The following is a 23369-nucleotide window of genomic DNA, read 5'->3' as shown; positions in this document are numbered from 1 at the left end:
GCGCGAGCCGAGGTCGCTCGTCGTTGCGCACCACGCACGCTTCCGTGCGCCCGGTGTAGTGGGACCGCTGATCGACGCCATGCCGGTAGTCCATCAGCACACGTCGTCGTGCCGCAACAGCCCTCAGGTCGGACCTCCAACTGGTACCGGCGCGCTAGCGTCGTCTCGGTGGCAACCAGCAATCTGCAGCCCTCTCCGTCCGCGACCTCACGCATCCTGGTGAGCTTCGACATCGACGGAACGATGGAGTTCGGCGAACCGCCCGGTCCCGTACCTGCAGCGGTCGTGCGTGATCTCGTCGGGCGCGGCTATGTGATCGGCGTTGCGTCGGACTGGCCCCGTTCGAGCCAGCAACCCCTTTGGGCGCGCCATGGGATCGAGCCGCACTTCGTGGGCGGCAAGCACCAGCTCCACGTGGTGCGCGAGCAATTCGAGGCCGACCGCTACATCCACGTGGGCGATACGGAGATCGACGAGCGCTACGCGCTGCTTGCCGGCTTCGAGTTCTTGCACGTCACCGACATCGTCATACCGGTCGTCGCCGATTCGATCCACGACGACGGGTGGACGCGCCCGGCCTGAATCGTCTGCATCGTGGACGATGCGGCGGGAGGTCGTCGCGGGCAACGACCGCAGTTGTCACCGTCACTCTTCGATGCTCTGCACGACGAGTACGGAATCGATGTCTCCGGCCATGTCGATCTCGGGGGCTCGTCGAACCTCAACCTGCTGATCACCACGGGAGACGCGCGTTTCGTCGCGCGCGTGTACCGGCAACACGTCACAGCACGAAGGCTCGATGACATCCAGGTCGTGCGCCGGGCGCTGGTAACAGGTGGCGTGCCGTGTTCGCAGTTGGTGACGACCCGACACGACCAACCGTGGACGACCGTCGACGACCTGCTCGTCGAAGTCGAGCACTTCGTGGAGCACGACGCGGAGATGGACTCCCGGGAACGTCTCACGGCCGGGCTCCCGCTCCTCGGGCAGATCCACACCGTGCTGCGTGGGGTCACCGTGGGTGCCGAGGGACGGACGCCACGGTTCGCGAACCACGTCGAAGCAGAGGACATCGTCGATCGGACCCTCGACGGGACACGACGGATCCGGTCATGGGGTCCCACGTCGGAAGAACTGCAGCTCGCGGAGAGCGCCGACGAGCTCGCTCACCTGCTCGCATCGGCCGAGCGCGACCGAGGCACCGCGCTCCCACGTCAGCTCGTACACGGCGACTTCTGGGACAACAACGTCTTGTTCCGCGAGGGGCGCGTGGTGCTGGTCACCGACTTCGACTTCATGGGCGAGCGCGTCCGCATCGATGACCTCGCGCTCACCCTCTATTTCGCGAGCCTCGCAAACGGCTCCGACCGGCTCGCCGACCTGGTCGACGCGTACGAGCAAGGGCTCGATCGACCGTTGGGGCGCGAGGAGCGCGAGGCCCTGCCGCTCGCGCTCGCGCGGCAACCCCTCTGGAGCGTCGGCGGATGGATCGCCACGTTGGACGACGAAGACACTGCGCGACGCCACGCCGCCGGCATGAACGCCCCGGTCGCCTGGGCGCGCGCGATCGTGGACGACCTCGAACGCTGGCGGGAGACGTTCAGTTAGGTTGGTGACCGCGTACCCCACCCCTCGACGGAGGAGCGTTGCGATGGCCACAACGACCACCCCCACCACCACTGGCACGGTCGCGAGCCCCGTCGACTTCGAGGCGTACGGCGACTACGCACCACCGCGCAGCGCGTACCGACGCGAGGGCAACCTCGCCACGCTCGTGTACCCGATCGGCGGTCGGATCTCCGACGACGGGTCCACGGAGTTTCGGGCCGAGCCAGGCCGGTACCACCTCTACTTCTCCCTGTACTGCCCCTGGGCACAGCGTCCGCTCATCGCGCTCAGGCTGCGCGGGCTCGACGGCGTGGTGACGTGTTCGGCCGTCGACCCGGTGCGCGATGGTCGTGGGTGGGCGTTCCGCGACGGGCCCGACTACGGGCCCGATCCCGTCAACGGATTCGCGTTCCTGCGCGACGCCTACCTCGCGACCGACCCCACCTTCGATGGTCACATCTCCGTTCCCGCGTTGTGGGACCGCGTCACGGGCAAATTGGTGAGCAACCACTACCCGACGATGACGATCGATCTCGAGACCTGCTTCACCGAGTGGGCTGATCCCGCGGTCAACTTGTATCCCACCAGCTCTCTTACCTCGCAGCACCGCGTTGCGATCGACGCGGTGAACGACGAGATCGTGCGCGATCTCGCGGGCGGTACGTACGCGGCCATGGGCGCCACCACTCAGGCCGACTACGACGCGGTGAGCACGCGCGTCTTCGACGCGCTCGATCGGTTCGAACAGCGGTTGGCATCGAACCGGTTCCTCGTCGGCGACCAGATCACCGACGCCGACCTGCTCCTCTACGTGAACCTCGTCCGCTTCGACGTGATCGCCGGCCCGCTCGGCCGGCTCAACCTGCGGCGCTTGGTCGACTACCCGAACCTGTGGGCGTACGCGCGTGATCTGTACCAGCGCCCGGAGTTCGGGGACACCACGAACATCGAGCACATCAAGACCGGCACGTTCCGCGCGGGAGCCGGTATCAGGACGCTACGCATCGTGCCTGCGGGCCCGATCGCCGACTGGGACGCGCCGCACGACCGCGACCGCTTCGCCTGATGGGCGCGTTCACGCACGATGCCGCAGTCGATCATGTCGTGAACCTGCGCGACGGCCGGCGATTGGGATACGCGGTATACGGCGATCCCGACGGCTTCCCGATCCTGAACTGCCACGGCGGGCTCGTGTGCCGCTTCGACGTGGAGCCCTGCGCCGACGACTTCCGAACGCTCGGCGTGTCGGTGGTGTCTCCCGACCGGCCCGGTATCGGGCTGTCCGACCGGCGGCCCGGTCACTCCACCGCCGACTGGGTGGACGACGCCCGCGAGCTGCTCGACGCAGTCGGGGTCGACCGATTCGCGGTAATGGGTTGGTCGCTCGGCGGTCAGTACGCCGCGGCGGTCGCGGCGCGGCTCGGCGACCGCGTCACGCGCGCCGCGATCATCGCCGGCTGCCCGCCGCTCGACAACGACGCGACGTTCGCGCAGCTCAACTCGCTCGACCGTCGCCTCGCTCGGCTCTCCACGCGCGCGGCGCCGGTTGCACGCGTCGCGTTCGCCTCGTCGGCGATGCTGGCGCGGAGAGCGCCGGAGCGTTACGCGAACCTCTCGGCCAGGCGTTCACCAGCGCCCGACGCCGCGGTGCTCCGAGCCAACGCCGAGTGGTTCGGCCGCGCGGTCGGGGAAGCCGGAAAGGACTCGGCAGGGATGGTCGACGAGTACCGCGCGTTCGTCGGCGCGTGGGGCTTCCGGCTCGAGGACATCACGGTCCCCGTGCACGTCTACCAGGGCACGGTCGACGAGCTCGTCCCACCGTCGTGGGCGTCCGACATCACGAAGGCGATTCCGAACGCCACGCTCACGACGTTCGACGGCGAGGGACACATGATCGCGATCTCGCACCGGACGGACGTCGTCCGCGCTCTGCTCGCGGAGCACAGCTAACGGCGTGCTATGCTGGCGTCTTCCACACGCAACGTTCTTGTTTTCGCGCGTGGATTCGCAGCGGGTACACGCTCTTCTCCGCGACTCCGGCTCCATCGGCGCACACATGCCGTCCACGTTCGGGTCAGCGTCTCGGGTCTTCGTACACCCCTCGTGAGACCTGTCCATCGAACACCGGAGTCTGCAATCCCATGTCTACAACCTTCGCCGATCTCGGCGTGCCCGCGGAGCTCGTCTCCACGCTCTCGGCACGCGGGATCCACACACCATTTGCCATCCAGACCCTTGCCCTCGCCGACGGCTGCGCCGGCCGCGACCTCTGTGGCCGCGCCCCGACCGGCTCCGGCAAGACCATTGCGTTCGGGATCCCACTCGTGATGCGGCTCGGGCGCGCTGCGCCCAAGAAGCCGACCGGGCTCGTGCTCGTTCCCACCCGTGAGCTCGCCGCGCAGGTGTGCGGGGAGCTCGAATGGCTCGGCCGGCAACGCAAGCTACGGGTCGCCGCCGTGTACGGCGGCGCAGGCTACGGCGCGCAGTTGAAAGCGCTGCGCCGTGGCGTCGACGTGCTCGTCGCGTGCCCCGGCCGGCTCACCGACCTCCTCGAGCGCGGCGACGTCCGTCTCGACGCGGTCGAGATGGTCGTCGTGGACGAAGCCGACCGCATGGCCGACATGGGCTTCCTCCCGGTTGTCCAACGCCTGCTCGATCTCACTCCGCCGGCGCGCCAAACGCTGCTCTTCTCTGCCACGCTCGACGGCGTCGTCGACACGCTCGTCCGGCGCTACCAGCGTGAGCCGGTGCGGCACATGCTCTCCGACACTTCCGACGAGCAACCGCGCGCTACACACTTGTTCTGGAGCGTCGACCCCGACAAGCGGATACGGCTGTGCGCCGACGTGGTCAAGCTCGCGGGGCCGACGATCGTCTTCTGCAAGACGAAGCGCAGCACCGATCGGATCGCTCGTCAGCTCGAAGCTGCCGGCGTCCACACCGAGGCGATTCACGGCAACCGATCGCAGAGCCAGCGCGAGCGGGCGCTCGCCGCGTTCGCGAACGGAACCGTCGATGCACTCGTCGCGACAGACGTCGCTGCACGCGGCATCCATGTCGATTCGGTCGCGTGCGTCGTGCACTTCGATCTCCCCAACGACGCGAAGGACTACATGCACCGCTCGGGCCGCACGGCGCGCGCCGGTGCAGCCGGCACGGTCGTGTCGTTCGTCGGCCGTCAGCAGGCGCGCGAGGCCGCGCCGTTGCAGCGCGCGCTCGGCATGCGTCCCGGCCTCAGCACGCCCGATCGCGATGCGCTCACGTCGATCACTCCCGACGCGGTGAACCGGCGCGCCCCGGTGGCCGCCCCGGCTGCGGTTGTCGAGGCGACGCCGGACACGACCACTGCGCGGGGCGCCATCAAGTGGTTCGACCCCCGCAAGGGCTTCGGCTTCATCGAGCGTCACGACGGCGACGACCTGTTCGTGCACGGCAGTGCGATCGAGGGCGGCGGCAACCAGCGACTCGACGTTGGTCAACTGGTCGACTACGAGACCGGGCCCGGCCGCAAGGGCCCGCAGGCACGGAAGGTGCGCCTCCTCACCTGATTATTCGTCGCTCGCTGCGGCGCAGGATACCTGCGCCGCGGGCGCTCGCTCCTGGCGAGCGACTCGACTCGCTCCGCTCGCTCGCCGCCGCGTGGGCTGGGCGCGGCTCGCGGCCGACGGTCCTCGAGGCCGTCGACGCGGCAAGAATGCGGCTCCATGGTTCAGTCGAGGAGGGGGCTCGGCTGCTGGGGTGTGCGGATGCTCGCGTCGCTCGGCGTGCTCCTCATGGTGCTCGGCGCGACGGGATGATGGCTCACCGGCGCACCGGCGTGAAACAGACGATCAACAAGGCGGTGAGAATTCTGCGCGCGAGCGACGAGCGCGGGAGCTGCTCGGCGCGGTCGCCGACCAGCTACAAGACCCGGCCGGGCTCCCGAAGCTGGTACACCATGCACCGAGCCCGACCACCACGACCGAGCCGCCTTCACCGTCGACGACGGTCCCGTAGCGTGACGCATCGCGCAACTCGAGAAGGGAACGATCAATGAGCGACGTCGAAGCGATCATTGCGACGATGGCCGAGTACGCGCACCTCCTCGACGACGGGCGCCTCGACGAATGGGCCGACCTCTACCTCGAGGACGGTGAGCTCGACATCGCCGGCCAAGTGCTCGGCGGGCGCACGGCCATTGTCGAGTACCTCCGCACGGGGTATTCGGCAGGCTCGAGCACCCACATCTTCTCACTTCCCGACATCCGGGTAACGGGCGACCAAGCGCGCGCGGTCGCCGACTTTCTCTTGGTGACGAACAGCAGTGGGGCCGTGAGCGTCGGACGAGTCGACGACGAATGGGTGCGCTGCCCCGACCGTTGGCGCCTTCGCATGCGTCGCATCAGCCTCAAGAGCTGACGCGCGATCAGCGGTGGCGCAGGGCGCGGCGCAGCGGTGCTTCAGGCGCGCCGAAGTGTGCCGATACCGAACGCATGGGAACGGGCGGTGGCCTGAGGTGCACCTGCCTCAAGGCTTCCCTGACGACGTTCGTGGTGCTGGTGGTGGGGTGCTCGAGCGCGCTGCCCTCCGCGCATCGCCGACCGCAGCGGCCGCGTACGGCCCCGAGCGTTCCTTCCAGCGTGACTCCCGGCGTGGTACCGGGATCGGCACCCGGGCGAGACGCAGAGGCCGGTCTCGCGCAGTGCCGCTCAGGTGCGTTGTTCGACCATCTCCCCCTCGCCCCCGACGAGTTCCGGGCACTCCGTCCCCTGGGTTGGATCAGCCCGCCCATCCACGTGATCCCCGCTCGATTCTCGTCGTTCAGCCGTTCTCTCCCCGGCGAGACGCGTCCGCCGACCCCCGTCGAGTTCCCGGGTGATGCGACGGTGACCGGCGTGCTGATCGCCGACTTCCCCGCGACCGGAGCCCACGGATATCAAGTGCAGTTCAGCCCGTGTCGTGACACGCGGTTCCAGTTCAACCACATCGGTGCCCTCTCGCCGGTCCTGCAGACAGCCGTCGACGCGGCTCCCAAGGTCAACTGCCGGGAGTTCAACCCGGGCGGAGAGAACAATCTCACCCGCACCTGCCAGGCAAACCTCTCGCTGCAAGTCCACTCGGGTGACCTGCTCGGGATGTCCGACGAGTTCGCCGGGGTGGACTTCGTCGCGATCGACTACCGGGGCCCCAAGGCGGCGTTCACGAATCCCGCCGACTATCAGGGCGACTTCTTCTACTACGTGTCGCCGGTCCCGTACTTCACGCCCGCGACGCGCGCCGTACTCGAATCCAGACTGGGCTCGTACGACGGCACCGTGCCGCGCACCGCCGACCCGATCATCGGGACCTACATGCAAGACCTCCCGGGAACAGCACAGGGGAACTGGTTCCTCCCCGGCGGCAGCCCCGCTACCACCGACTCCAGCGACGGCGCGCTCGCGCTCGTCCATGACTACGTCGCGCCCACCGAGCCGGTGATCTCGGTCGGCACCGGCGTCGGCGGACTCGCATCGGGCGTCTATTCGTTCACGCCCCAACCCTCCGGCACCGTGAACCGTGACTTCAGTGCGGTCACCGCCGACGCCACCACGTACTGCTACGACCAGTTCCACGCGGGCCGTACCACCGGCGGCATCGCGCTGCGCAACGACAACGGTGCGCTCCTCGTTCGCATGCCGGACTCCGACCACTTGGATGTCGAATTCCGCCCCGGCGTCGACTGCGCCGGCGTCGGCGCCGATCCCGCCATGACCAACGCCTCCCATTACGCCCGCTGATACGCCCGAGCGTCGGGGAACGTCGTCGGCCACTGGTGGAGGTGCCTCCCCGATGATTCAGTGCCCCGAAGTTCTTGTCTCGTCGTCGTCCACCGGCCGCGGTTGCAGAGCTCGCGCCGAAGTGACACCGTTAGGAGCGAACGGCTGCGAGTCGGGTATCCCGGCTCGCAGTGAGCGACCCATGGCAAGGGGCATATGGAGCACACCAGCGATCTCTTCTCTGACCACGCCTCGATCGACTACCCGATCCTCGATTGCGACGCGCACGTCAACGAGCCGCCCGATACCTGGGTGGGACGCGTGCCTGCGAAGTACAAGGAGCGGGCTCCCACGCTGATCCATCGCGACGAGGGCGACTTCTGGTCGTTCAACGACGGCGAGAGCGTGCGGCCCGTCGGCCTCACCGCCACCGCCGGGCTGTCGTACCTCGAGTTCGCGCCGGTCGGGGTCAGCTACGAGACCATGCGGCCCGGGAGCTTCGACACCAAGGCGCGCCTCGCCGACATGGACATCGACGGGATGTACCTCCAGGTGCTGTACCCGAGCGTGACCCTGCTCGGCGCGAAGGTCTACGGCTCCGAACCGGAGCTGCAGGTCGCGTGCGTGCGCGCGTACAACGACTGGCTCGCCGAGTTCTGCGAGGGATCCGACGGTCGCCTCGTGGGCCAGGGCATCCTGCCCACCACGGGCGTCGACGACACCGTCGCCGAGATGACGCGCTGCCTCGACCTCGGGCATCGCGGCGTGGTGATCTCGGCGTTCCCCAACGGCTCGCTCGACCCCGCGCCGGAAGACGAGCCGTTCTGGGCGTTCGCCCAGGAGACCGACACCCCCGTCGCGGTGCACATCGGCAGCTTCTTACCGACGACCGGCGCGTCGCGGACGGGCCCGACGATGAACACTCCGCAGTTCATGGGTGCCGCCGGGGCGACGAAGTCGGGCTCGCACACGCTGCCGGTGGTGTGCCAACTCCTCTTCTCCGGTGTGTTCGAGCGGTTCACCGACGTCAAGCTGCTGCTCGTCGAGTCGAACATCGGATGGATCCCGACGCTGCTCGAGCAGGTCGACGACATGTTCTACCGGTACCGGTTCTTCACCAACGGTGAAGGCATGCGCGCAACGCCGAGCCGGATCTTCCACCGCAACTTCTGGGCTTCGTTCATGGTCGACACGGTGGGCATGGATCTCCGCCACCGGCTCAACGTCGATCAGCTCATGTGGTCGACCGACTACCCGCACACCGGGTCCGACTGGCCCAACAGCCGCGTCACGATCGAGCGCAACTTCCGAGGCGTGCCGAAGACCGAGGTCAAGAAGATGCTGCACGACAACTGCCGGCGGCTCTACAAGCTCGACTACGTGCCCGACACGCTCACCCACACCTGAGGCCGTCGATCGAGATCGACATGCATCTGCGCATGTAGTCATGCGCAGATGCATGTACCCTGGTGGGATGGCAAAGACGATCCAGATACGCGACCTCGACGACGACGTGTACGCCGCGTTGGCCCGCCGGGCGGCGGAAGGCGGGGTGACCGTACCGGAGCTCCTGCGCCGGGAGGCCACCCGCCTGGCGGCGCGACCGACTGTCGAAGAGTGGCTGGACCGCACTCGGCGGCGTCCGTCCGCCGTCACCAGCGCCGAGGTGCTCGCCGCGCTCGACGAGCAACGCGGCCCGTGGCCCGATGCTGATCGTTGACGCGTCGTGCCTCTACGAGGTCGTCGCCGACACGCCGCACGCCGAGGCGGTCCGCCTGCGGCTCGTCGCCGACCCCGACCACGCAGCCCCGCACGTGATCGACGCTGAGGTGCTCGGAGTGATCCGCCGGCACCACCTGAGCGGCGTTCTCGACCCGACCGCTGCAGCTCAGGCAGTCGACGACCTCGCCGACTGGCCCGGCGAACGCTACGGGCACCGGGCGCTGTTGGCCCGGGCGTGGGAGCTGCGCGCTGCGGTGCGCTCCTGGGACGCGCTCTATGTGGCCCTGGCCGAGGCACTGAACGCCACACTCGTCACCACCGACGCCCGCCTTGCCGCCGCGCCCGGACCGCAGTGCGCGATGGACGTGATCGAACGCACGACCTGAGTGTCAACCGGTTTCGGCGGTGCCGAGGAGGTCGGCCGGTGGCCCGATCCTGCTCGCGACATCGGTCAAGGCCGAGCGGTCGAATCCGTACACCTCGATCGCGTTCGCACCGACCATGCTCTCCACTTCGACGCGGGGAACGTCGCCGAAGCCCTCCTTCAACTTGGTCTCGGTGTGCGGCCAAGTGCCCTCGATGTGCGGGTAGTCGGATCCCCACATCAACTTGTCCACCCCGATGTCGTAGCGGCTCGCGGACTCCTCGGGGCCGAGGAACGACGCGCCGACGTAGCACTGGCGCGCGAAGTACTGCGACGGCGACAACGGCAGCTGTCGGCGCAGGTGGCGGAACATCGGCATGTCGTACGCGTGATCCATCTGCGCCAGCGTGTCGGGTATCCAAGTCGCGCCCTGTTCGGTCATCACGAGGCGCAAGCCCGCGTGGCGTTCGAAGGCACCCGACCATGCGAGGAGCCAGAACGCGCGATGCGCGAACCACGCGATCTCGGTGATGAAGATCCCGAGTGAGCCCTGGAAGTCTCCGTAGTTCGGTGTCCACCCGCTGTGGGTGTGGATGGGGAGATCGTTGGCGGCGCACGCCGCCCACAACGGCTCGTAGCGGGGATGGTTGTAGAGCGGATTCGTTCCGGTGCCGCTCGTGAGCAGGACCCCGCCGAAGAGGCCGCGGTCGCGAAGAGCGTCGACTTCGCGCACGGTCTCGTCGAGATCGTCGACGGCGACCAGCGCCACCCCGGCGCGCCTGCCGGGCACCTCGTGACAGAAGTCGGCCAGCCAGCGGTTGTAGGCGCGACAGCCGGCGGCCCAGATCTGCGGATCCTGTTCGTACTGGTACGTCATCAGACCGACATCGAACGGCGAGATCGTGAGACCACCACCGCCCGGATAGATCACCTCGGCGACGACGCCGTCGGCCTCCAACTCGGCGAGTCGGCGCGCGGAATCCCATGCCCCGTCGAGACCGCCTTCGCTCACGGCGTCGAGCGCGGTGAAGTCGTCGAGGGCCTCGTCGCCGTAGATGGCCTGGCCGGTGTGATCGGACTGACGGCGGGCGCGGGCTTCGTCGTCGGCGAGCCACTCGTCGAACGCATCCCGGAACTCGGGATCGACGTAGGTGCGCGCCTGCTCGGGCAACGGGCCGGCATGACAGTCCGCAGAGATCACCAGGAGTCGGGTCATGACGCGATCGTACGACCCGCCGCGCCGTCCAAGCGATTCAGTGCCCCGATTCTTTCGCTGAGCAGAACTCACGGGGCAATGAAATCTTCGCAACCGGGCCGCGATTGTCCCTCGCGGTCAACCCGCAGCGCACTCCGGGCCCGCGACGAGCACCGGGCACCGAGCGTGCCGGACGACGCGCATCGACACGCTCCCGAGCGCGGTGCGTGCGAGGCCCGAGCGCCCGTGGCTCGCGAGCGCGATGAACGCCGCGTGCCGATCGGAGGCGTCATGTACGAGCGTGTCCGCCGGATCGAACCCGTCGATCACCTCGTACTCCGCAGGAATGCCACGGGTGGAGAGTTCCCGGACGACGTCCTCGAGCATGTCGACATCGCCGCCCGGGAACTGGCCGACGGCGACGACATCGCGCGGCTGCAGCACCTCGACCGCGCGCACGCGGGCTCCGATCGAGGCCGCGAGCTGTCCTGTGGCCCGTGCCGCCGCGCGCGAAGTCGTCGAGCCGTCGAGGCCGGCGAGCACGACCGGCGCGTCGCCGAGCTCCCACTCGGGTTCGAAGCTCGGGCCCACGAGCACGACCGGGGTGGGACTTGTGCGAACAACTTCCTCGGCCACGCTGCCGAGAACGGCCGTTCGCAGGGCGCCCCGTCCGTGGGTGGCCATGCAGACGAGGGCATCGGGCGCTTGGGCCGCGAGCAGGATCGCAGCCGCCGGCTCACGATCGGGTACGAACCAGGTCTGTGCCGGCTGGTCCAAGAAGGCCGCGCGCGCGTCGAGATAGTCGCCCGGAGTGTCGGGCCCCGCGTTCGGCCAGCGTGCAGAGAGCAGCACGAGTGCCGCACCGGCGCGCGCGGCGACGGCCATGGCGGGCCCGAGCGCCGCTTCGGCGCGTTCAGATCCATCGAGTGGCACGTACACCGTTGTCGTCGTCACCGCGGCCTCCCTTCACGTGAGCCGATTCACGCCGGTACCACCACCACCGGCCGGCCGGCGTGATGCGAGAGCCGGTGGGGGACGCTTCCGAGCAGGAGCTCGGCGAACCCGCCCCGGCCTCGCCGACCCACCACGATCAGGGCCGCGTCGACATCGTCGGCGACGCGCATGAGGGTCTGCGCCGGTTCGCCGTCGAGGAGCATCGTGCGGAACTCGACGCCCGCGGACCGCAACGGCTCACACCACTCGGCGAGTTCGTCCTCGAGTGCTCGGCGCGTCTCCTCGGCGTACTGAACGGGGACTGTCGGGGCCACCGTGGCGGGAACGAGGCCGAACACCACCGGGATCGCGTACACCCCGATGACATCGGCGTCGAGGAGCGGCGCGGTCTCCGCGCACCACCGTGCCGCTTCCGCCGAGCCGGTGGACCCGTCGAGCCCTACCACGATGTGTCGCGTCACCATCTATCCATCATGCGCGATCACTCGGGTTCGCGACAGGGTCTTGTGTCACTGGATCTGCGACTGCGCGGGTAGTGACCTTCGACCCTGGCCCTGCAGAGCCGCGTCGCGGAGGCTTGGGTGGATCGCTGGAGAAGGAGACAGACATGCGGAGGCGCGTGATGCATACGCTGGCCGTCGGTGTCGCCGCGTTCGGCGCCGTCGTGCTGCTCGCCAGGGACAACGCGATGCGGCGCACGCTGAAGCGCGCGACCAAGGAGGCCGGCCGGCGGGTCCGGTACTTGCGCGGCGCCGCCGAGGGTGCCGGGTATCGCATCGCCGGCCGCCGACCCGACCCGGATGTGTCCGACGACGTGCTCACCCAACGAGTGCGGTCGGTCTTGGGTCCGCTCGAGAAGCAGCGGGACCTGCCGCGAGTGCATGTGATGTGCGAGGACGGGTTCGTGCTGCTCCACGGTGAGCTGCCGTCCGAACGCGACATCTCCGAGATCGAGCGTCGCGTGCTCGAGGTCTCCGGAGTCCGCTCGATCGAGTCCTTCCTCCACCTCGGGTTGGGTCCCGGAACGACGCGCCCGTCGGCAGGCCGCGCCGCGCAAGCCACACGACCCTCCGACGCGATGCGCGAGCTGCTCCGAGCCGCGCAGGACGCGGGCGCCCCCGAGGACACCGCGGTCCTCGCTGTACGCGCCGTCTTGGGTGCGTTCACCGACCGCATCCCCGAGGACGAGCGCCAGCAAGTGCTGTCGCACCTGCCGCTCGATGCTCGTGCCCTCGCCGGGCCGCCGCGACGTGGCGGTGCGGCGCCACGTCTGCGCACCGTTCCCGAGCTGGTTGCACGCGTGACCGCGCACGGAGGCATCGATCCCGAGCGAGCCGGCGCCATCACGGAAGCCGTGATCGGGCGCTTGCGGACTCTCGTGCCAGACGAGGCCGGCGACGTTGCCGCCGTGCTCCCCCACGATCTCCGAGTCCTCTGGACCAGCGCCGTCCCCGCATGAACCCGTGCCGCGCTGCGGCCGACGCGCCACGCTGCTCGCGTTACTTTGCCGTCCGAGCGGGCAGCTGCGATTCGTGGTGACCGAAGATGACCTCTCCCGTGATCGGGCGCGCGATATCACCCAGATCGGCGATCAGGTCGATGAGAAGGTCGTCGACCGTGAGCATGCCGACGACCCGGTCGTTCGAGACCAGGGGCAGCCGACGACACGCGTGAGTACGAAGGATCGGTAGCGCCGCCCGAAGATCGGCGTCAGCGTCCAGCGTGACGACCTCGGTGGTCATGACCGCGTCGATCCGTGCGTCCGCGGGCAATTGGTGGGCAACACCACGAACGACGATGTCGCGGTCCGTGACGATGCCCGCGAGGCGTTCCCCGTCGAGCACGACCAACGCGCCCACGTTCGCGCTCTCCATGAGCTCGGCCGCGTGCATGAGCGTTGCGTCGGGGGGAACGCTCACCATTGGCTTCCGTATTGCCTCGATCGCGCGCACGACGCCTCCTTCGATGTTGTGTCTGTCGCTATTCCAGGCCCGAGGGCCGGACGGTGAGGATGGGACACGTTGCGTTGCGGACGACGGCCATGGTGACGCTGCCGATGGCGAGCCGCGCCAACCCGGTGCGGCCGTGGCTGGTGAGCGCGAGCAGCGTGCCAGGGCGCGCGGCGGCGAAGTCGACGATCGCGTCCGCCGCGTTGCGTCCGGAGAGGCTCTTCCAGGCGACAGGTCCACAGTCGGCTTCGAGGTCGTTGGCAACCTGCTCGAGGTCCACAGGCTGCTCGGGATCGAAAACGTTGACGAGGGTGACGTCGATGCCGAGCGCGCGCGCCCAGGCGCTCACCGAAGGGATGATCGCGGAGGCAACGTCGGAGCCGTCGAGGCACACGACGAGATGTCGAAGCTCGGGAACACCGACCGGCATCCGAGGACCCACGAGCAGGATCGGTGCGGCTGCTCGCCCTAACGTCTCCTCCGCGACGCTGCCGAACAGCGCATGGCCGGGGCCCCCGCGCGCGTGGGTCGTCATGCACACCGCTGGATCGCGCGCCTCGCTCGCGACGAGCACGATCGCGCTCGCGGCGAGGCGGTCGTCGATCACGACCGGGCGGGGATTCGCGATCCCTGCGGCTTCGGCCACTTCCGTGAGGTACGCCTTGGGATCGACGACCACGCCGCCTTGACGTGCGGTGAGCACGACGACCTCGGCTCCGGTCCTGTCGGCAACCACGGCGGCAAGGCCGAGCGCACGTTCGGCGGAGTCGGACCCATCGAGGGGCACGATGATCGTGTCGGGCACCTATTCCTCCTGTTCGGGTCCTCGCGCTCCTGTCGTCAGTACCGCAGGAGCAGCGCGACGGGTCCGTGGGTGCCCAGCTCTCCCGGTTCGACGATCACGATGTCGCCGCTTCGGTCGAGCACCATCTCGATGAGCTCGTCGACGGCGTCATCGATCACGCCGGGGGCAGCGGCGTCGCCTGCCGGCTCGAGCGCGCCGTCGACCTCTCGCGCCGGGTACACGAAGTCGTCTTCCACCAACAGGATCCGAGCCCGGCCCTCATGGGCCGCGTTCCAGGCAGCCTTGATGCCGACGAGCGCCCGGCTGCGTCCGACGGCTTCGCCGAGCCCGGCGATCGTCGCCGCGCGCTGCGACGCGGCGTAGGTGTCGAGGAGCGGCTCCGCACGACGGGCCAGGTCGGACGGCGCCGTGTCCTCGTAGTTCCCTTCGATTCGCCCGATCAGCCGCGCACCGTGGGTGGTGACTTCGTCGAAGTAGGCGAGGTCGCGCTCGGTACCGGCGATCACGAGGGGGAGCGGCTCCCGTTCGGTCGCGAGGCCGAGGGCCCGATCGACCTGGCGGAAAAAGGCGCGGTGTTGCGCTTCGGCGCGTGAGGTGTGCACCGCGAAACCGCCCGACGCGAGCGGTTCACCGAGAGCTCCTTCCACGAAGCAGGGAAACCCTCCCGTGTTGCACTCGACGAGGGTCGATCCTTGACCTTCGAAGAGCCGTGCCGGCTTCTCGCCGAGCGCCAGCACCCGATAGCGCGGGCTCCGGGCCACGCCCCGGACCAGGTCGCGGGTCGCGAACGTGTGATCGATCGTGACCTTCGGCGCCACCGTGAACGGGAGCTCGAGCACGCGGGACTCCCCCGGCGCGATGAACACGGCCAGGCCTTCTGACGGGTTTCTCCAGTCGACCGAGTCGACCGCCTCATGGAGGCGTCGCACGATCTCCTCGCTGCCGTGTGTCCCCAGCTCTCCGCGCACACGACGGGCGGCCTCGTTCGCGAGATCACGAAGGAGGATGGGATCCTCCGGATTGCCGGGATCGCGCCGGTGCATGGGTGCGAGGATCGACACGGCCGGGTACGGGCGCGGCGCCCGGAGCTCCGCGAGGGCCGAAGGCTGCATCGCGACGGCCGTCATCAGGCCTCCCCTGAGTCTGAGACGATGAGTCCGTAATGGCCGTCGTAGCGGCGATACAGCACCTGGCCCCTCCGGTTGTCGGCGTCGACGAAGAACACCAGCGGAAGGTCGCCGAGGTCGAGCAGCTCGATCGCATCTTCAGTACCCATCGTCGCCGGGCGCGTCGTGCTGTGCCGGATCGGCGCTGTGGTCTGGGCGAGTGAGCACGTTGCCGATGGTTCGAGCAGCTCGTATCCGTGCCCCTCCGATCGAACGATCACGTTGTCCTCGCCCGTCTCCCGGTTCCTGAAGAGGTAGAAGTCGTGGTCGAGGAGCTCGAGATCGAGCACCGCCTCTCCGGGGGTCATCTCGCCCACCGCGAACGTCTTGTGCCGTACGAGCTCGCGCTCCTCGGGCGGGCGTGGGAAGTACGAGGGACGCGGGACCGGCTCGTCTCCATGCCTCCACTCGTGCTCTCCGGCGCCGCGCAACCGGAGGTGCGTCGCTTCTGCATGGTGCGCGAAGCGCTCGAGGCGCTCGCGCAAACGGCGCTCGAGCAGGTCGATGGCTTCGAACATCGTCGCGGCGGCGGCGTGCGCGCGCACCAGCTGCCCGTTCACGTCGAGCTCCGCCTTGGCAAAGCACGGGCGCTCCCGGGCCGAGTCGGCGTGCGCGGTGAGATCGACGCGGGCGAACAGCACCGGCCCCGGCGCCAAGTTCCGGAGAGTGCCGACCTTGTCCTGGGCATAGGCGCGCTCCGTCGCGCTCACCGCGCCGCGTGCCTGCACCATCACTTCCACTTCGCCGGCGTCGCCCGTCACGTTGTGCATGTGCTCCGTCCCGATCGACTCAACCGGCTCTCATCGTGAACGCTCCGAGCGCGACCACCTAGGGCCGAAGGTCACGGAAATCGGGCCTGTGCTTCCCGCGATGCGCCACTCACCCGAGCAGCTCGATGACCTCGCCGGCTTCGTGGGTGACCTTCGGCCCTTGCCGCTCGGGCCCGAGCCCGGCACGCTCGCGGGCGTGCGGTACGAGCCGATCGTGAAGCAGCGTGGTGGTTGGCGGGTTCCACCCAATCTGGTCGACTACGAGACCGAATGCGAGAGGTTCTCGTGGTCGGTCGCGCGTCGCGAGCTCGATGGGCTCCCGGCAGGTGCCCTGAACATCGCGTACCAATGCGTCGACCGGAATGTGGGGAGCGGCCGTGGCGATCAGCTCGCGATCAGATGGCTCGGCCGCCACGGAGAGACTCGGGACTTCACGTTCGCGGACCTGTGCGTGCTGACGAATCGGTTCGCGAACGTGCTGGATCGCCTCGGGGTCGGTCGCGGCGACCGTGTGTTCGTGCTTGCCGATCGGATCCCCGAGCTCTACATCTCGGTGCTCGGCACGCTCAAGCACGGCGGTGTGGCGTGCACGCTGTTCTCGGCGTTCGGTCCCGAACCGATTCGCCAACGAATGACGATCGGTGCCGGCCGGGTGCTGGTCACGACCGAGCGTCTCTACCGGCGAAAGGTCGCTCCGATCCGCGACGAGCTGCCCGACCTCGAGCACGTCGTGCTCATCGGCGACAAGGGAGAGCCGACCGACGTTCCCGGCACTGTCGATTACTCGTCGCTGATCGACGAGGCGGGCGCCGACTTCGAGGTCGCGGCCACGAAACCGGACGACATTGCGCTGTTGCATTTCACGAGCGGGACGACCGGCACGCCGAAGGGAGCGCTGCACGCCCACGAAGCGGTACTGGCACATCTGGTCACCGGGAAGATCGCGCTCGATCTGCACGCCGACGACGTGTTCTGGTGCACGGCGGATCCCGGTTGGGTAACCGGTACGTCGTACGGACTTGTCTCCCCGCTCGCCAATGGCGTGCGCAGCATCGTCGACGAGGGCGAGTTCGATGCCGAACGTTGGTACCGCATCCTCGAGGATCAGCAAGTGAGCGTCTGGTATACCGCGCCCACGGCGGTCCGGATGATGATGAAGGTCGGAGCCGACGTTGCCCGAGAGCATCACCTTCCGTGTCTACGGTTCATCGCCAGCGTGGGTGAGCCCCTCAACCCGGACGCGGTCCGCTGGGGCGAGGAGGCGTTCGGCCTCCCGATCCACGACAACTGGTGGCAGACCGAGACGGGCGGCATCATGATCGCCAACTTCGCCGCGATGGACATCCGTCCCGGGTCGATGGGTCGCCCACTACCCGGGATCGACGCAGCGATCCTCCGTCGCGACGAGCACGGGCACGTGGTCGTACGGGACGGCATGCCTGAAGCCGTCGACGAACCGATGGTCGAGGGTGAGCTCGCGCTGCGTAAGGGATGGCCGTCGATGTTCCGTGGCTACCTCGGCGAGCCCGATCGCTATGCGCAGTGCTTCGCCGGCGACTGGTACTTGAGCGGTGACCTGGCCATGCGCGACGCCGACGGCTACTTCTGGTTCGTCGGTCGGGGCGACGACGTCATCAAGTCGGCCGGTCACTTGATCGGCCCCTTCGAGGTGGAGAGCGCGCTCATGGAGCACGCAGCAGTTGCCGAGGCAGGCGTGATCGGCAAGCCCGATGCGGTTGCGGGCGAGCTGGTCAAAGCGTTCGTGGTGCTGCGCGCTGGTCACGAGCCGACCGACGAACTTCGCCTGGAGCTGATCGGGTTCGGGCGTTCGCGTCTCGGAGCGGCCATGGCCCCGAAGGAGCTCGAGTTCCGGGCCGACCTCCCGAAGACCCGCAGTGGGAAGATCATGCGCCGGCTGTTGCGGGCACGCGAGCTCGGCCTTCCCGAAGGGGATCTTTCGATGGTGGAGTCTGGAGCATGAAACCGCAACTCGACCAGGACCATGGCCGCCACCTCTACCGGGAGATGCTTCGCATCCGGCGCTTCGAGGAGCGATGCGTCGAGCTCTACAGCGTTGAGAAGATCCGAGGCTTCTTGCACCTCTATATCGGCGAAGAGGCGGTAGCCGTCGGGGTCATGCAAACCCTCGGTCTCGAAGACGCCGTCGTCGCGACCTATCGGGAACACGGCCACGCTCTCGCGCGGGGAGTGACGGCCGACTCGATCATGGCGGAGATGTTCGGCAAGCTCGAGGGCTGCAGCCGCGGCCGGGGCGGCTCGATGCACCTGTTCGACGCGCGCACGCGCTTCTACGGCGGCAACGCGATCGTCGGCGGCGGTCTGCCGATCGCGGTGGGGCTCGCGCTCGCCGACAAGTTGCAGGAGAGGGAACACGCGACCGTGTGCTTTTTCGGCGAGGGTGCGGTCGCCGAGGGCGAGTTCCACGAATCGCTGAACCTCGCGGCGCTCTGGGACCTCCCGGTGCTGTTCTGTTGCGAGAACAACCTGTATGCGATGGGCACGGCCCTCGAGCGGTCCGAGTCCGAGATCGAGCTCACGCTCAAGGCCGCGAGCTACGAGATGCCGGCATGGTCGGTCGACGGCATGGATGTGCTCGCCGTCGAGGCCGCGGCGCACCGCGCGGTCGAGGCGATACGAGCCGGTGGGGGTCCGTATTTTCTCGAGATGCGGACGTACCGGTTCCGCGCCCATTCGATGTACGACCCCGAGCTCTACCGCGACAAGTCCGAGGTTGCAGCCTGGAAGCAGCGCGATCCCCTCGTGCTCTTCGAACGCCAGCTACGTGAATTCGCGTTCATCGACGATGCCGCGGTCGCCGCCGTAGAGGCAGAAGTGGCCGACGAGATCGACGCCGCTGTCGAGTTCGCGGAGGCGGGCACGCTCGAGCCGATCGAGGACCTCACGCGCTTCGTGTACCACGAGAGCACGCCATGAACGCTTCCGCTTCCTCCGGGAACACGACCTACCGCGAGGCGATGCGATCTGCGATCCGCAACGCGCTCGCGCGCGACCCGCGAGTGTTCGTCATGGGCGAGGACATCGGCCGATACGGCGGCTGCTTCGCGGTCACCAAGGGCTTGCTGGACGAGTTCGGCCCCGAGCGCATCCGCGACACTCCATTGTCGGAGTCCGCGTTCGTCGGTGCAGGCATCGGCGCCGCGCTCGGCGGGATGCGCCCGATCGTCGAGATCATGACCGTGAACTTCAGCCTGCTGGCCCTGGATCAGATCCTCAACAACGCGGCGACGCTGCAGTACATGTCAGGCGGTCAGTTCCACGTACCACTGGTGATCCGCATGACGACCGGTGCGGGCCGCCAACTCGCGGCTCAGCATTCACACTCACTCGAGGGGTGGTACGCGCACATCCCGGGGATCAAGATCCTCACACCCGCGACGCTCGACGACGCGTACGGGATGCTCCAGCCGGCGCTCGACGATCCCGACCCGGTGCTGATCTTCGAGCACGGCGGTCTGTACAACACCGAGGGCGAACTCCTTCCCGACGCGGGCCAGGTCGACATCGAGCACGCCGCGGTGCGCCGACCGGGCCATGACATCTCGATCATCACCTACGGCGGCACCTTGCCTCACGCGATGGCAGCGGCCGACGAGCTCGCCGCCGGCGGCGTCGACGCCGAAGTGCTCGACCTGCGCGTGCTGCGGCCGCTCGATACCGACGCGATCCTCGCGAGCGTGCTCCACACCCGGCGCGTCGTCATCGTCGACGAAGGGTGGCGCAGCGGCAGCATCTCCGCCGAGGTGAGCGCGAGGATCACCGAACGAGCGTTCTTCGATCTCGACGCCCCGGTTGCGCGTGTCTGCGGCGCCGAGGTGCCCATGCCCTATGCCAAGCATCTCGAGGACGCGGTTCTCCCCCAGATCGACGGGATCGTCGCCGCGGCCCGGGAGGTGATCCACGCCAGTGGGTGAGTTCCTGATGCCGTCACTCGGCGCCGACATGGACGCCGGCACGATCGTCGAGTGGTTGGTGAAGCCCGGCGACCGTGTGCGCCGCGGCGACATCGTCGCCGTCGTCGACACCGACAAGGCCGACGTCGACGTGGAGATCTTCGAGGACGGCGTGATCGACCGCATCCTGGTACCCGAGGGCGAGAAGGTTCCCGTGGGGACGCCGCTCGCAACGCTGGACGAGGCGCTCGACGCCCTCGCCGCGCGGGCGCCGAGGCCAGTACCTCCGTCCGAGCCGGTCCCGCCACCCGAGCCGGTCCCGCCAACCGAGCCCGTACTCCTTCCCCCGCCGATCGCCGAGCCTCCGCGAGCGGCCGGCGAAACGGAGCGGGACGTCTCTCCGATACTGCGCCGCCTCGCCCGTCACTTGTCCGTCGATCTCGAAGCTCTCCACGGCAGTGGGCCGGATGGCGCAGTCACGCGCGCCGACATCGAGGCCGCCGCGGCCACGAGCAGCGGCGGCGAGAAGGACGAGAGGGACCGGGGGCTCGCGATGCGCGACGCCATCGCGCGCTTGATGGCGCGTTCGAAGCGCGAGATCCCGCACTACTACCTCGGAAGTGAGGTCGACTTCTCGCGGGCCCGTGCGTGGCTCGATCACGCAAATGCGGAACGGCCGGTGACGGAACGGCTGCTCCCCGCGGTGCTGTTGGTCAAGGCAGTCGCGCTCGCCACCCGCGAGCTCCCGGAGATGAACGGCTTCTTTCTCGACGACCGATATCAGGCGTCCGACACCGTCAATGTCGGCGTCGCCATATCACTCCGCGGCGGAGGCCTCATCGCACCAGCGATCCACGACACCGACCGGTTGAGCTGCGACGAGCTGATGCGCAATCTGCGCGACCTCGTCACGCGCACGCGGGCGGGCCGCCTTCGGAGCTCCGAGATGTCAGGGCCCACGATCACGGTCACCAACCTCGGTGAGCAAGGCGTCCAGACCGTGTACGGCGTGATCTACCCGCCGCAGGTGGCACTCGTTGGCTTCGGCAAGATCACGGATCGTCCGTGGGCCGAGAACGGGATGATCGGGATCCGGCCGGTCATCGCGATGACGTTGGCAGCCGACCATCGGGCCAGCGACGGGCACACGGGTGCCCGATTCCTCGCGCTGATCGATCGCCTGCTCCAAGACCCGGAGACGCTGTGAACGACGAAGAGCTGCACCGCATCGTGCGTGCCGTGCTCTCGCAGGTCGCGCCCGAAGCCAACCTCGAAACGCTCGACGCCGACGTCGACCTCGCCGAGCAAATCGATATCGATTCCATGGACTTCCTCAACTTCGTGATCGGCCTCGAGGAAGCGACCGGCGTCGACATCCCCGAGCGCGACTATGCCCAGCTCGCGACGCTCGCCGGGTGCGTCGAATACCTCCGAGTTCACGCCGCACCCCGTTGAGAAGCTCACGATCGTGGCGATCGCCGGATCCGACGGGTGAACGCGCTGCGAGCAACCCAGGGCCGGTCATGCAACGGTTCGATCTCCGGCTCGGGCGGAACCACCTCGGCGCCTCTTTGAGCTCCCCGTTCCCGACTTCGTCCTGACCGCCACCGCGTCGGCCATTTCCTCATCACGCCTCCTCGTCGAGCCACGACGTCGCGGCCCGCTCGACGCTTCATCCTTCGCGCAGCCGGGCCGCACGCAACAGAGCCAGAGGTCCCGCGATGCCAGGCACTCGGGAAGGACGTTCGGCCCTGTCGCGAGCCCCGCGAGACCTGCAGACTCGGGCGGAATCACTCACACGGCCACGGGAGCGAGATGATGCGTGCAACTGCTGGTGACCGACTGATCATCAAGGGACACAAGGTCGGCGAGCACGACCGCGACGCCGAGATCCTGGAAGTCCGCGGCGAAGACGGCGGTCCTCCCTACCTCGTACGGTGGAGCGACGACGGACACGAGGGTTTGCTGTTCCCCGGCTCCGACGCCACGATCGAGCACTTCCCCGCTCACCCCCACCGACCCTGACGCGCCGGCACGACGCGTCCGCGCTCACGTCGAAGTCGTATCGGTCCAGCCGCGCCGGCGCCGGACGACCGCCTTGTAGATCGTGTCGGCGGTGAGGACTGCGGGGATGGCGAGCAGTGCCACCGCGAATCCGGCCGTGGAGGGCGTTGCTTGGTCGAGCAGGTCGGCCAGCGCCGGCACGTACAGGAACGCGGCGAGCATTCCGAGCTCTGCGACGATCGCTCCGAGCAGGAGCCGGTTGGTGGTCCACCCGATTCTCCATGCGGGTCGCACGGTGCTCCGGCAGGCGAACGCGTTCGCAACCTGGCCGAGCACCACGGCGGTGAACGCAGCTCCCGATGCCGCCAGCAGGGTCGCTCCGTGCGGAAAGGTCTCGCCCGGGCGCCAGCCGGATGCGAGGAACACGACGAGAAAGGCCGAAAGCTCGACGAATGCTTCGACGGGGCCGAGCACCCCGAACGCCCGCAGGAAGAGCGACCGGTCGAGGAGATGACGACGGATCGGGGGCTCGTCGAGGACATGGGCGCCCGGAGGCTCGGCCCCCAACGCGAGCGCGGGGAGGATGTCGGTACCGATATCGAGGGCAAGGATCTGCAGCACGCCGATCGCGAGCGGGATGCGGCCACCCGACAGCGCCCATACAACGAAGGGCGCGAGCTCCGCGACGTTGTCGGTGAGGTGGTACGTGAGGAAGCGCCGGATGTTGGAGAACGTGGCGCGTCCCTGCTCGACCGCGGCGACGATGGTCGCGAAATCGTCATCGAGAAGGACGAGGTCGGCGGCTTCGCGCGCGACATCGGTCCCTGATTGCCCCATGGCAATGCCGATCGCTGCGTCGCGGAGCGCGGGCGCGTCGTTCACTCCGTCACCGGTCATCGCGACAACGTGACCGCGGTGGCTGAGTGCTTGTGCAATTCGCAGCTTGTCCTCTGGTGACACGCGCGCGATCACCACACCGTCGCGGTCCACGAGCTCACCGAGCGAGGCTTCGTCCGGCGGTAAGTCGGGTCCGACGACGACGAGTTCGTCGGCCCCGAGTAGTCCGACCTCGCGCGCGATCGCGTCCATGATCGCCTCGTCAGTGCGAGGCACCGAGATCGCCCAGGAGCGTCGTTCGGCGTCCATCCTCGGTATGCACGTGGGG

At 68.4% G+C, this 23369-nt stretch carries 25 protein-coding genes; 17 read left to right on the top strand and 8 right to left on the bottom strand.

Going from position 1 to position 23369, the window contains the following annotated elements:
* The first annotated feature begins 168 nt into the window (after positions 1–168).
* The 10 genes from WD271_12615 to WD271_12570 all read left to right on the top strand — a co-directional run bounded on the left by WD271_12615 (position 169) and on the right by WD271_12570 (position 9451).
* On the top strand, positions 169–582 hold the full coding sequence (locus WD271_12615) for an HAD family hydrolase (GenBank protein ID MEX1008670.1): 414 nt from the start codon (positions 169–171) through the stop codon (positions 580–582).
* A gap of 12 nt (positions 583–594) precedes the next feature.
* On the top strand, positions 595–1608 hold the full coding sequence (locus WD271_12610; GenBank protein MEX1008669.1) for a phosphotransferase: 1014 nt from the start codon (positions 595–597) through the stop codon (positions 1606–1608).
* A 43-nt stretch (positions 1609–1651) separates the two neighbouring features.
* Positions 1652–2674, top strand: coding sequence for a glutathione S-transferase C-terminal domain-containing protein (locus WD271_12605; GenBank protein MEX1008668.1), 1023 nt, complete (start codon positions 1652–1654; stop codon positions 2672–2674).
* Entirely contained in the window at positions 2674–3558 is an 885-nt protein-coding gene (locus tag WD271_12600) for an alpha/beta hydrolase (protein MEX1008667.1), read from the top strand. The genes WD271_12605 and WD271_12600 overlap by 1 nt, the downstream gene beginning before the upstream one ends.
* Positions 3559–3749: 191 nt before the next feature.
* Positions 3750–5156: a DEAD/DEAH box helicase gene (locus tag WD271_12595; GenBank protein ID MEX1008666.1), complete on the top strand. Its 1407-nt coding sequence runs from the start codon at positions 3750–3752 to the stop codon at positions 5154–5156.
* Positions 5157–5640: 484 nt separating this feature from the next.
* Positions 5641–6006 carry a nuclear transport factor 2 family protein gene (locus WD271_12590; protein MEX1008665.1) on the top strand — a complete coding sequence of 122 codons (366 nt, stop codon included), beginning with the start codon at positions 5641–5643 and terminating at the stop codon, positions 6004–6006.
* A gap of 221 nt (positions 6007–6227) precedes the next feature.
* Entirely contained in the window at positions 6228–7364 is a 1137-nt protein-coding gene (locus WD271_12585) for a hypothetical protein (protein MEX1008664.1), read from the top strand.
* Positions 7365–7559: 195 nt separating this feature from the next.
* Positions 7560–8750 carry an amidohydrolase family protein gene (locus tag WD271_12580; protein ID MEX1008663.1) on the top strand — a complete coding sequence of 397 codons (1191 nt, stop codon included), beginning with the start codon at positions 7560–7562 and terminating at the stop codon, positions 8748–8750.
* A 67-nt stretch (positions 8751–8817) separates the two neighbouring features.
* On the top strand, positions 8818–9063 hold the full coding sequence (locus tag WD271_12575) for a hypothetical protein (protein MEX1008662.1): 246 nt from the start codon (positions 8818–8820) through the stop codon (positions 9061–9063).
* Positions 9050–9451, top strand: a complete 402-nt coding sequence (locus tag WD271_12570; protein ID MEX1008661.1) for a type II toxin-antitoxin system VapC family toxin — start codon at positions 9050–9052, stop codon at positions 9449–9451. The genes WD271_12575 and WD271_12570 overlap by 14 nt, the downstream gene beginning before the upstream one ends.
* A 3-nt stretch (positions 9452–9454) precedes the next feature.
* Here the strand turns inward: WD271_12570 and WD271_12565 are convergent, their stop codons facing one another.
* The 3 genes from WD271_12565 to WD271_12555 all read right to left on the bottom strand — a co-directional run bounded on the left by WD271_12565 (position 9455) and on the right by WD271_12555 (position 12042).
* Positions 9455–10645, bottom strand: a complete 1191-nt coding sequence (locus WD271_12565) for an amidohydrolase family protein (GenBank protein MEX1008660.1) — start codon at positions 10643–10645, stop codon at positions 9455–9457.
* Positions 10646–10762: 117 nt separating this feature from the next.
* Positions 10763–11578, bottom strand: coding sequence for a universal stress protein (locus WD271_12560; protein MEX1008659.1), 816 nt, complete (start codon positions 11576–11578; stop codon positions 10763–10765).
* A gap of 26 nt (positions 11579–11604) precedes the next feature.
* A complete protein-coding gene (locus tag WD271_12555; protein MEX1008658.1) occupies positions 11605–12042 on the bottom strand; it encodes a universal stress protein in 438 nt (145 codons plus the stop codon).
* A gap of 143 nt (positions 12043–12185) precedes the next feature.
* Here WD271_12555 and WD271_12550 point away from each other — a divergent pair, with 143 nt between their 5' ends.
* Positions 12186–13037, top strand: coding sequence for a DUF2267 domain-containing protein (locus WD271_12550; protein ID MEX1008657.1), 852 nt, complete (start codon positions 12186–12188; stop codon positions 13035–13037).
* Between the two features lie 40 nt (positions 13038–13077).
* On the opposite strand, the gene WD271_12545 is transcribed toward WD271_12550, so the two are convergent.
* The 4 genes from WD271_12545 to WD271_12530 are packed head-to-tail and all read right to left on the bottom strand — an operon-like array spanning position 13078 to position 16268.
* Positions 13078–13530: a CBS domain-containing protein gene (locus WD271_12545; GenBank protein MEX1008656.1), complete on the bottom strand. Its 453-nt coding sequence runs from the start codon at positions 13528–13530 to the stop codon at positions 13078–13080.
* Positions 13531–13558: 28 nt separating this feature from the next.
* A complete protein-coding gene (locus WD271_12540; protein MEX1008655.1) occupies positions 13559–14332 on the bottom strand; it encodes a universal stress protein in 774 nt (257 codons plus the stop codon).
* Positions 14333–14367: 35 nt separating this feature from the next.
* The gene (locus tag WD271_12535) at positions 14368–15459 is read right to left on the bottom strand and encodes a hypothetical protein (protein MEX1008654.1); all 1092 of its coding nucleotides are present in this window, start codon (positions 15457–15459) and stop codon (positions 14368–14370) included.
* On the bottom strand, positions 15459–16268 hold the full coding sequence (locus WD271_12530; GenBank protein ID MEX1008653.1) for an HPF/RaiA family ribosome-associated protein: 810 nt from the start codon (positions 16266–16268) through the stop codon (positions 15459–15461). Before WD271_12530 ends, WD271_12535 begins: the two co-directional genes overlap by 1 nt.
* Positions 16269–16368: 100 nt before the next feature.
* Between WD271_12530 and acsA the strand changes: the two genes are divergently transcribed.
* The 6 genes from acsA to WD271_12500 all read left to right on the top strand — a co-directional run bounded on the left by acsA (position 16369) and on the right by WD271_12500 (position 22225).
* Positions 16369–18249 carry an acetate--CoA ligase gene (gene acsA, locus WD271_12525; GenBank protein MEX1008652.1) on the top strand — a complete coding sequence of 627 codons (1881 nt, stop codon included), beginning with the start codon at positions 16369–16371 and terminating at the stop codon, positions 18247–18249.
* Positions 18246–19223 (top strand): pyruvate dehydrogenase (acetyl-transferring) E1 component subunit alpha, encoded by a 978-nt coding sequence (gene pdhA / locus WD271_12520; GenBank protein ID MEX1008651.1) that lies wholly within the window; start codon positions 18246–18248, stop codon positions 19221–19223. The genes acsA and pdhA overlap by 4 nt, the downstream gene beginning before the upstream one ends.
* Positions 19220–20221 (top strand): alpha-ketoacid dehydrogenase subunit beta, encoded by a 1002-nt coding sequence (locus WD271_12515; protein ID MEX1008650.1) that lies wholly within the window; start codon positions 19220–19222, stop codon positions 20219–20221. The genes pdhA and WD271_12515 overlap by 4 nt, the downstream gene beginning before the upstream one ends.
* A complete protein-coding gene (locus WD271_12510) occupies positions 20214–21407 on the top strand; it encodes a dihydrolipoamide acetyltransferase family protein (GenBank protein MEX1008649.1) in 1194 nt (397 codons plus the stop codon). Before WD271_12515 ends, WD271_12510 begins: the two co-directional genes overlap by 8 nt.
* Positions 21404–21655 (top strand): acyl carrier protein, encoded by a 252-nt coding sequence (locus WD271_12505; protein MEX1008648.1) that lies wholly within the window; start codon positions 21404–21406, stop codon positions 21653–21655. The genes WD271_12510 and WD271_12505 overlap by 4 nt, the downstream gene beginning before the upstream one ends.
* A gap of 363 nt (positions 21656–22018) precedes the next feature.
* Positions 22019–22225, top strand: a complete 207-nt coding sequence (locus tag WD271_12500) for a DUF1918 domain-containing protein (protein ID MEX1008647.1) — start codon at positions 22019–22021, stop codon at positions 22223–22225.
* A gap of 24 nt (positions 22226–22249) precedes the next feature.
* On the opposite strand, the gene WD271_12495 is transcribed toward WD271_12500, so the two are convergent.
* The coding region (locus WD271_12495; GenBank protein ID MEX1008646.1) for an HAD-IC family P-type ATPase at positions 22250–23369 on the bottom strand (1120 nt) is incomplete at its 5' end.

The sequence above is a fragment of the Acidimicrobiia bacterium genome (assembly GCA_040880805.1).
GTDB lineage: Bacteria > Actinomycetota > Acidimicrobiia > IMCC26256 > DASPTH01 > DASPTH01.
This window is presented reverse-complemented; position numbering and strand designations above follow the sequence as displayed.

Coding starts and splice junctions, on each gene's coding strand:
- WD271_12555 (MEX1008658.1), bottom strand. CDS start 12,042: ATGGTGACGCGACACATCGTGGTAGGGCTCGACGGGTCCACCGGCTCG.
- WD271_12530 (MEX1008653.1), bottom strand. CDS start 16,268: ATGCACAACGTGACGGGCGACGCCGGCGAAGTGGAAGTGATGGTGCAG.
- WD271_12605 (MEX1008668.1), top strand. CDS start 1,652: ATGGCCACAACGACCACCCCCACCACCACTGGCACGGTCGCGAGCCCC.
- WD271_12595 (MEX1008666.1), top strand. CDS start 3,750: ATGTCTACAACCTTCGCCGATCTCGGCGTGCCCGCGGAGCTCGTCTCC.
- WD271_12550 (MEX1008657.1), top strand. CDS start 12,186: ATGCGGAGGCGCGTGATGCATACGCTGGCCGTCGGTGTCGCCGCGTTC.
- WD271_12535 (MEX1008654.1), bottom strand. CDS start 15,459: ATGACGGCCGTCGCGATGCAGCCTTCGGCCCTCGCGGAGCTCCGGGCG.
- pdhA (MEX1008651.1), top strand. CDS start 18,246: ATGAAACCGCAACTCGACCAGGACCATGGCCGCCACCTCTACCGGGAG.
- WD271_12565 (MEX1008660.1), bottom strand. CDS start 10,645: ATGACCCGACTCCTGGTGATCTCTGCGGACTGTCATGCCGGCCCGTTG.
- WD271_12575 (MEX1008662.1), top strand. CDS start 8,818: ATGGCAAAGACGATCCAGATACGCGACCTCGACGACGACGTGTACGCC.
- WD271_12570 (MEX1008661.1), top strand. CDS start 9,050: ATGCTGATCGTTGACGCGTCGTGCCTCTACGAGGTCGTCGCCGACACG.
- acsA (MEX1008652.1), top strand. CDS start 16,369: ATGCGCCACTCACCCGAGCAGCTCGATGACCTCGCCGGCTTCGTGGGT.
- WD271_12515 (MEX1008650.1), top strand. CDS start 19,220: ATGAACGCTTCCGCTTCCTCCGGGAACACGACCTACCGCGAGGCGATG.
- WD271_12600 (MEX1008667.1), top strand. CDS start 2,674: ATGGGCGCGTTCACGCACGATGCCGCAGTCGATCATGTCGTGAACCTG.
- WD271_12580 (MEX1008663.1), top strand. CDS start 7,560: ATGGAGCACACCAGCGATCTCTTCTCTGACCACGCCTCGATCGACTAC.
- WD271_12590 (MEX1008665.1), top strand. CDS start 5,641: ATGAGCGACGTCGAAGCGATCATTGCGACGATGGCCGAGTACGCGCAC.
- WD271_12500 (MEX1008647.1), top strand. CDS start 22,019: ATGCGTGCAACTGCTGGTGACCGACTGATCATCAAGGGACACAAGGTC.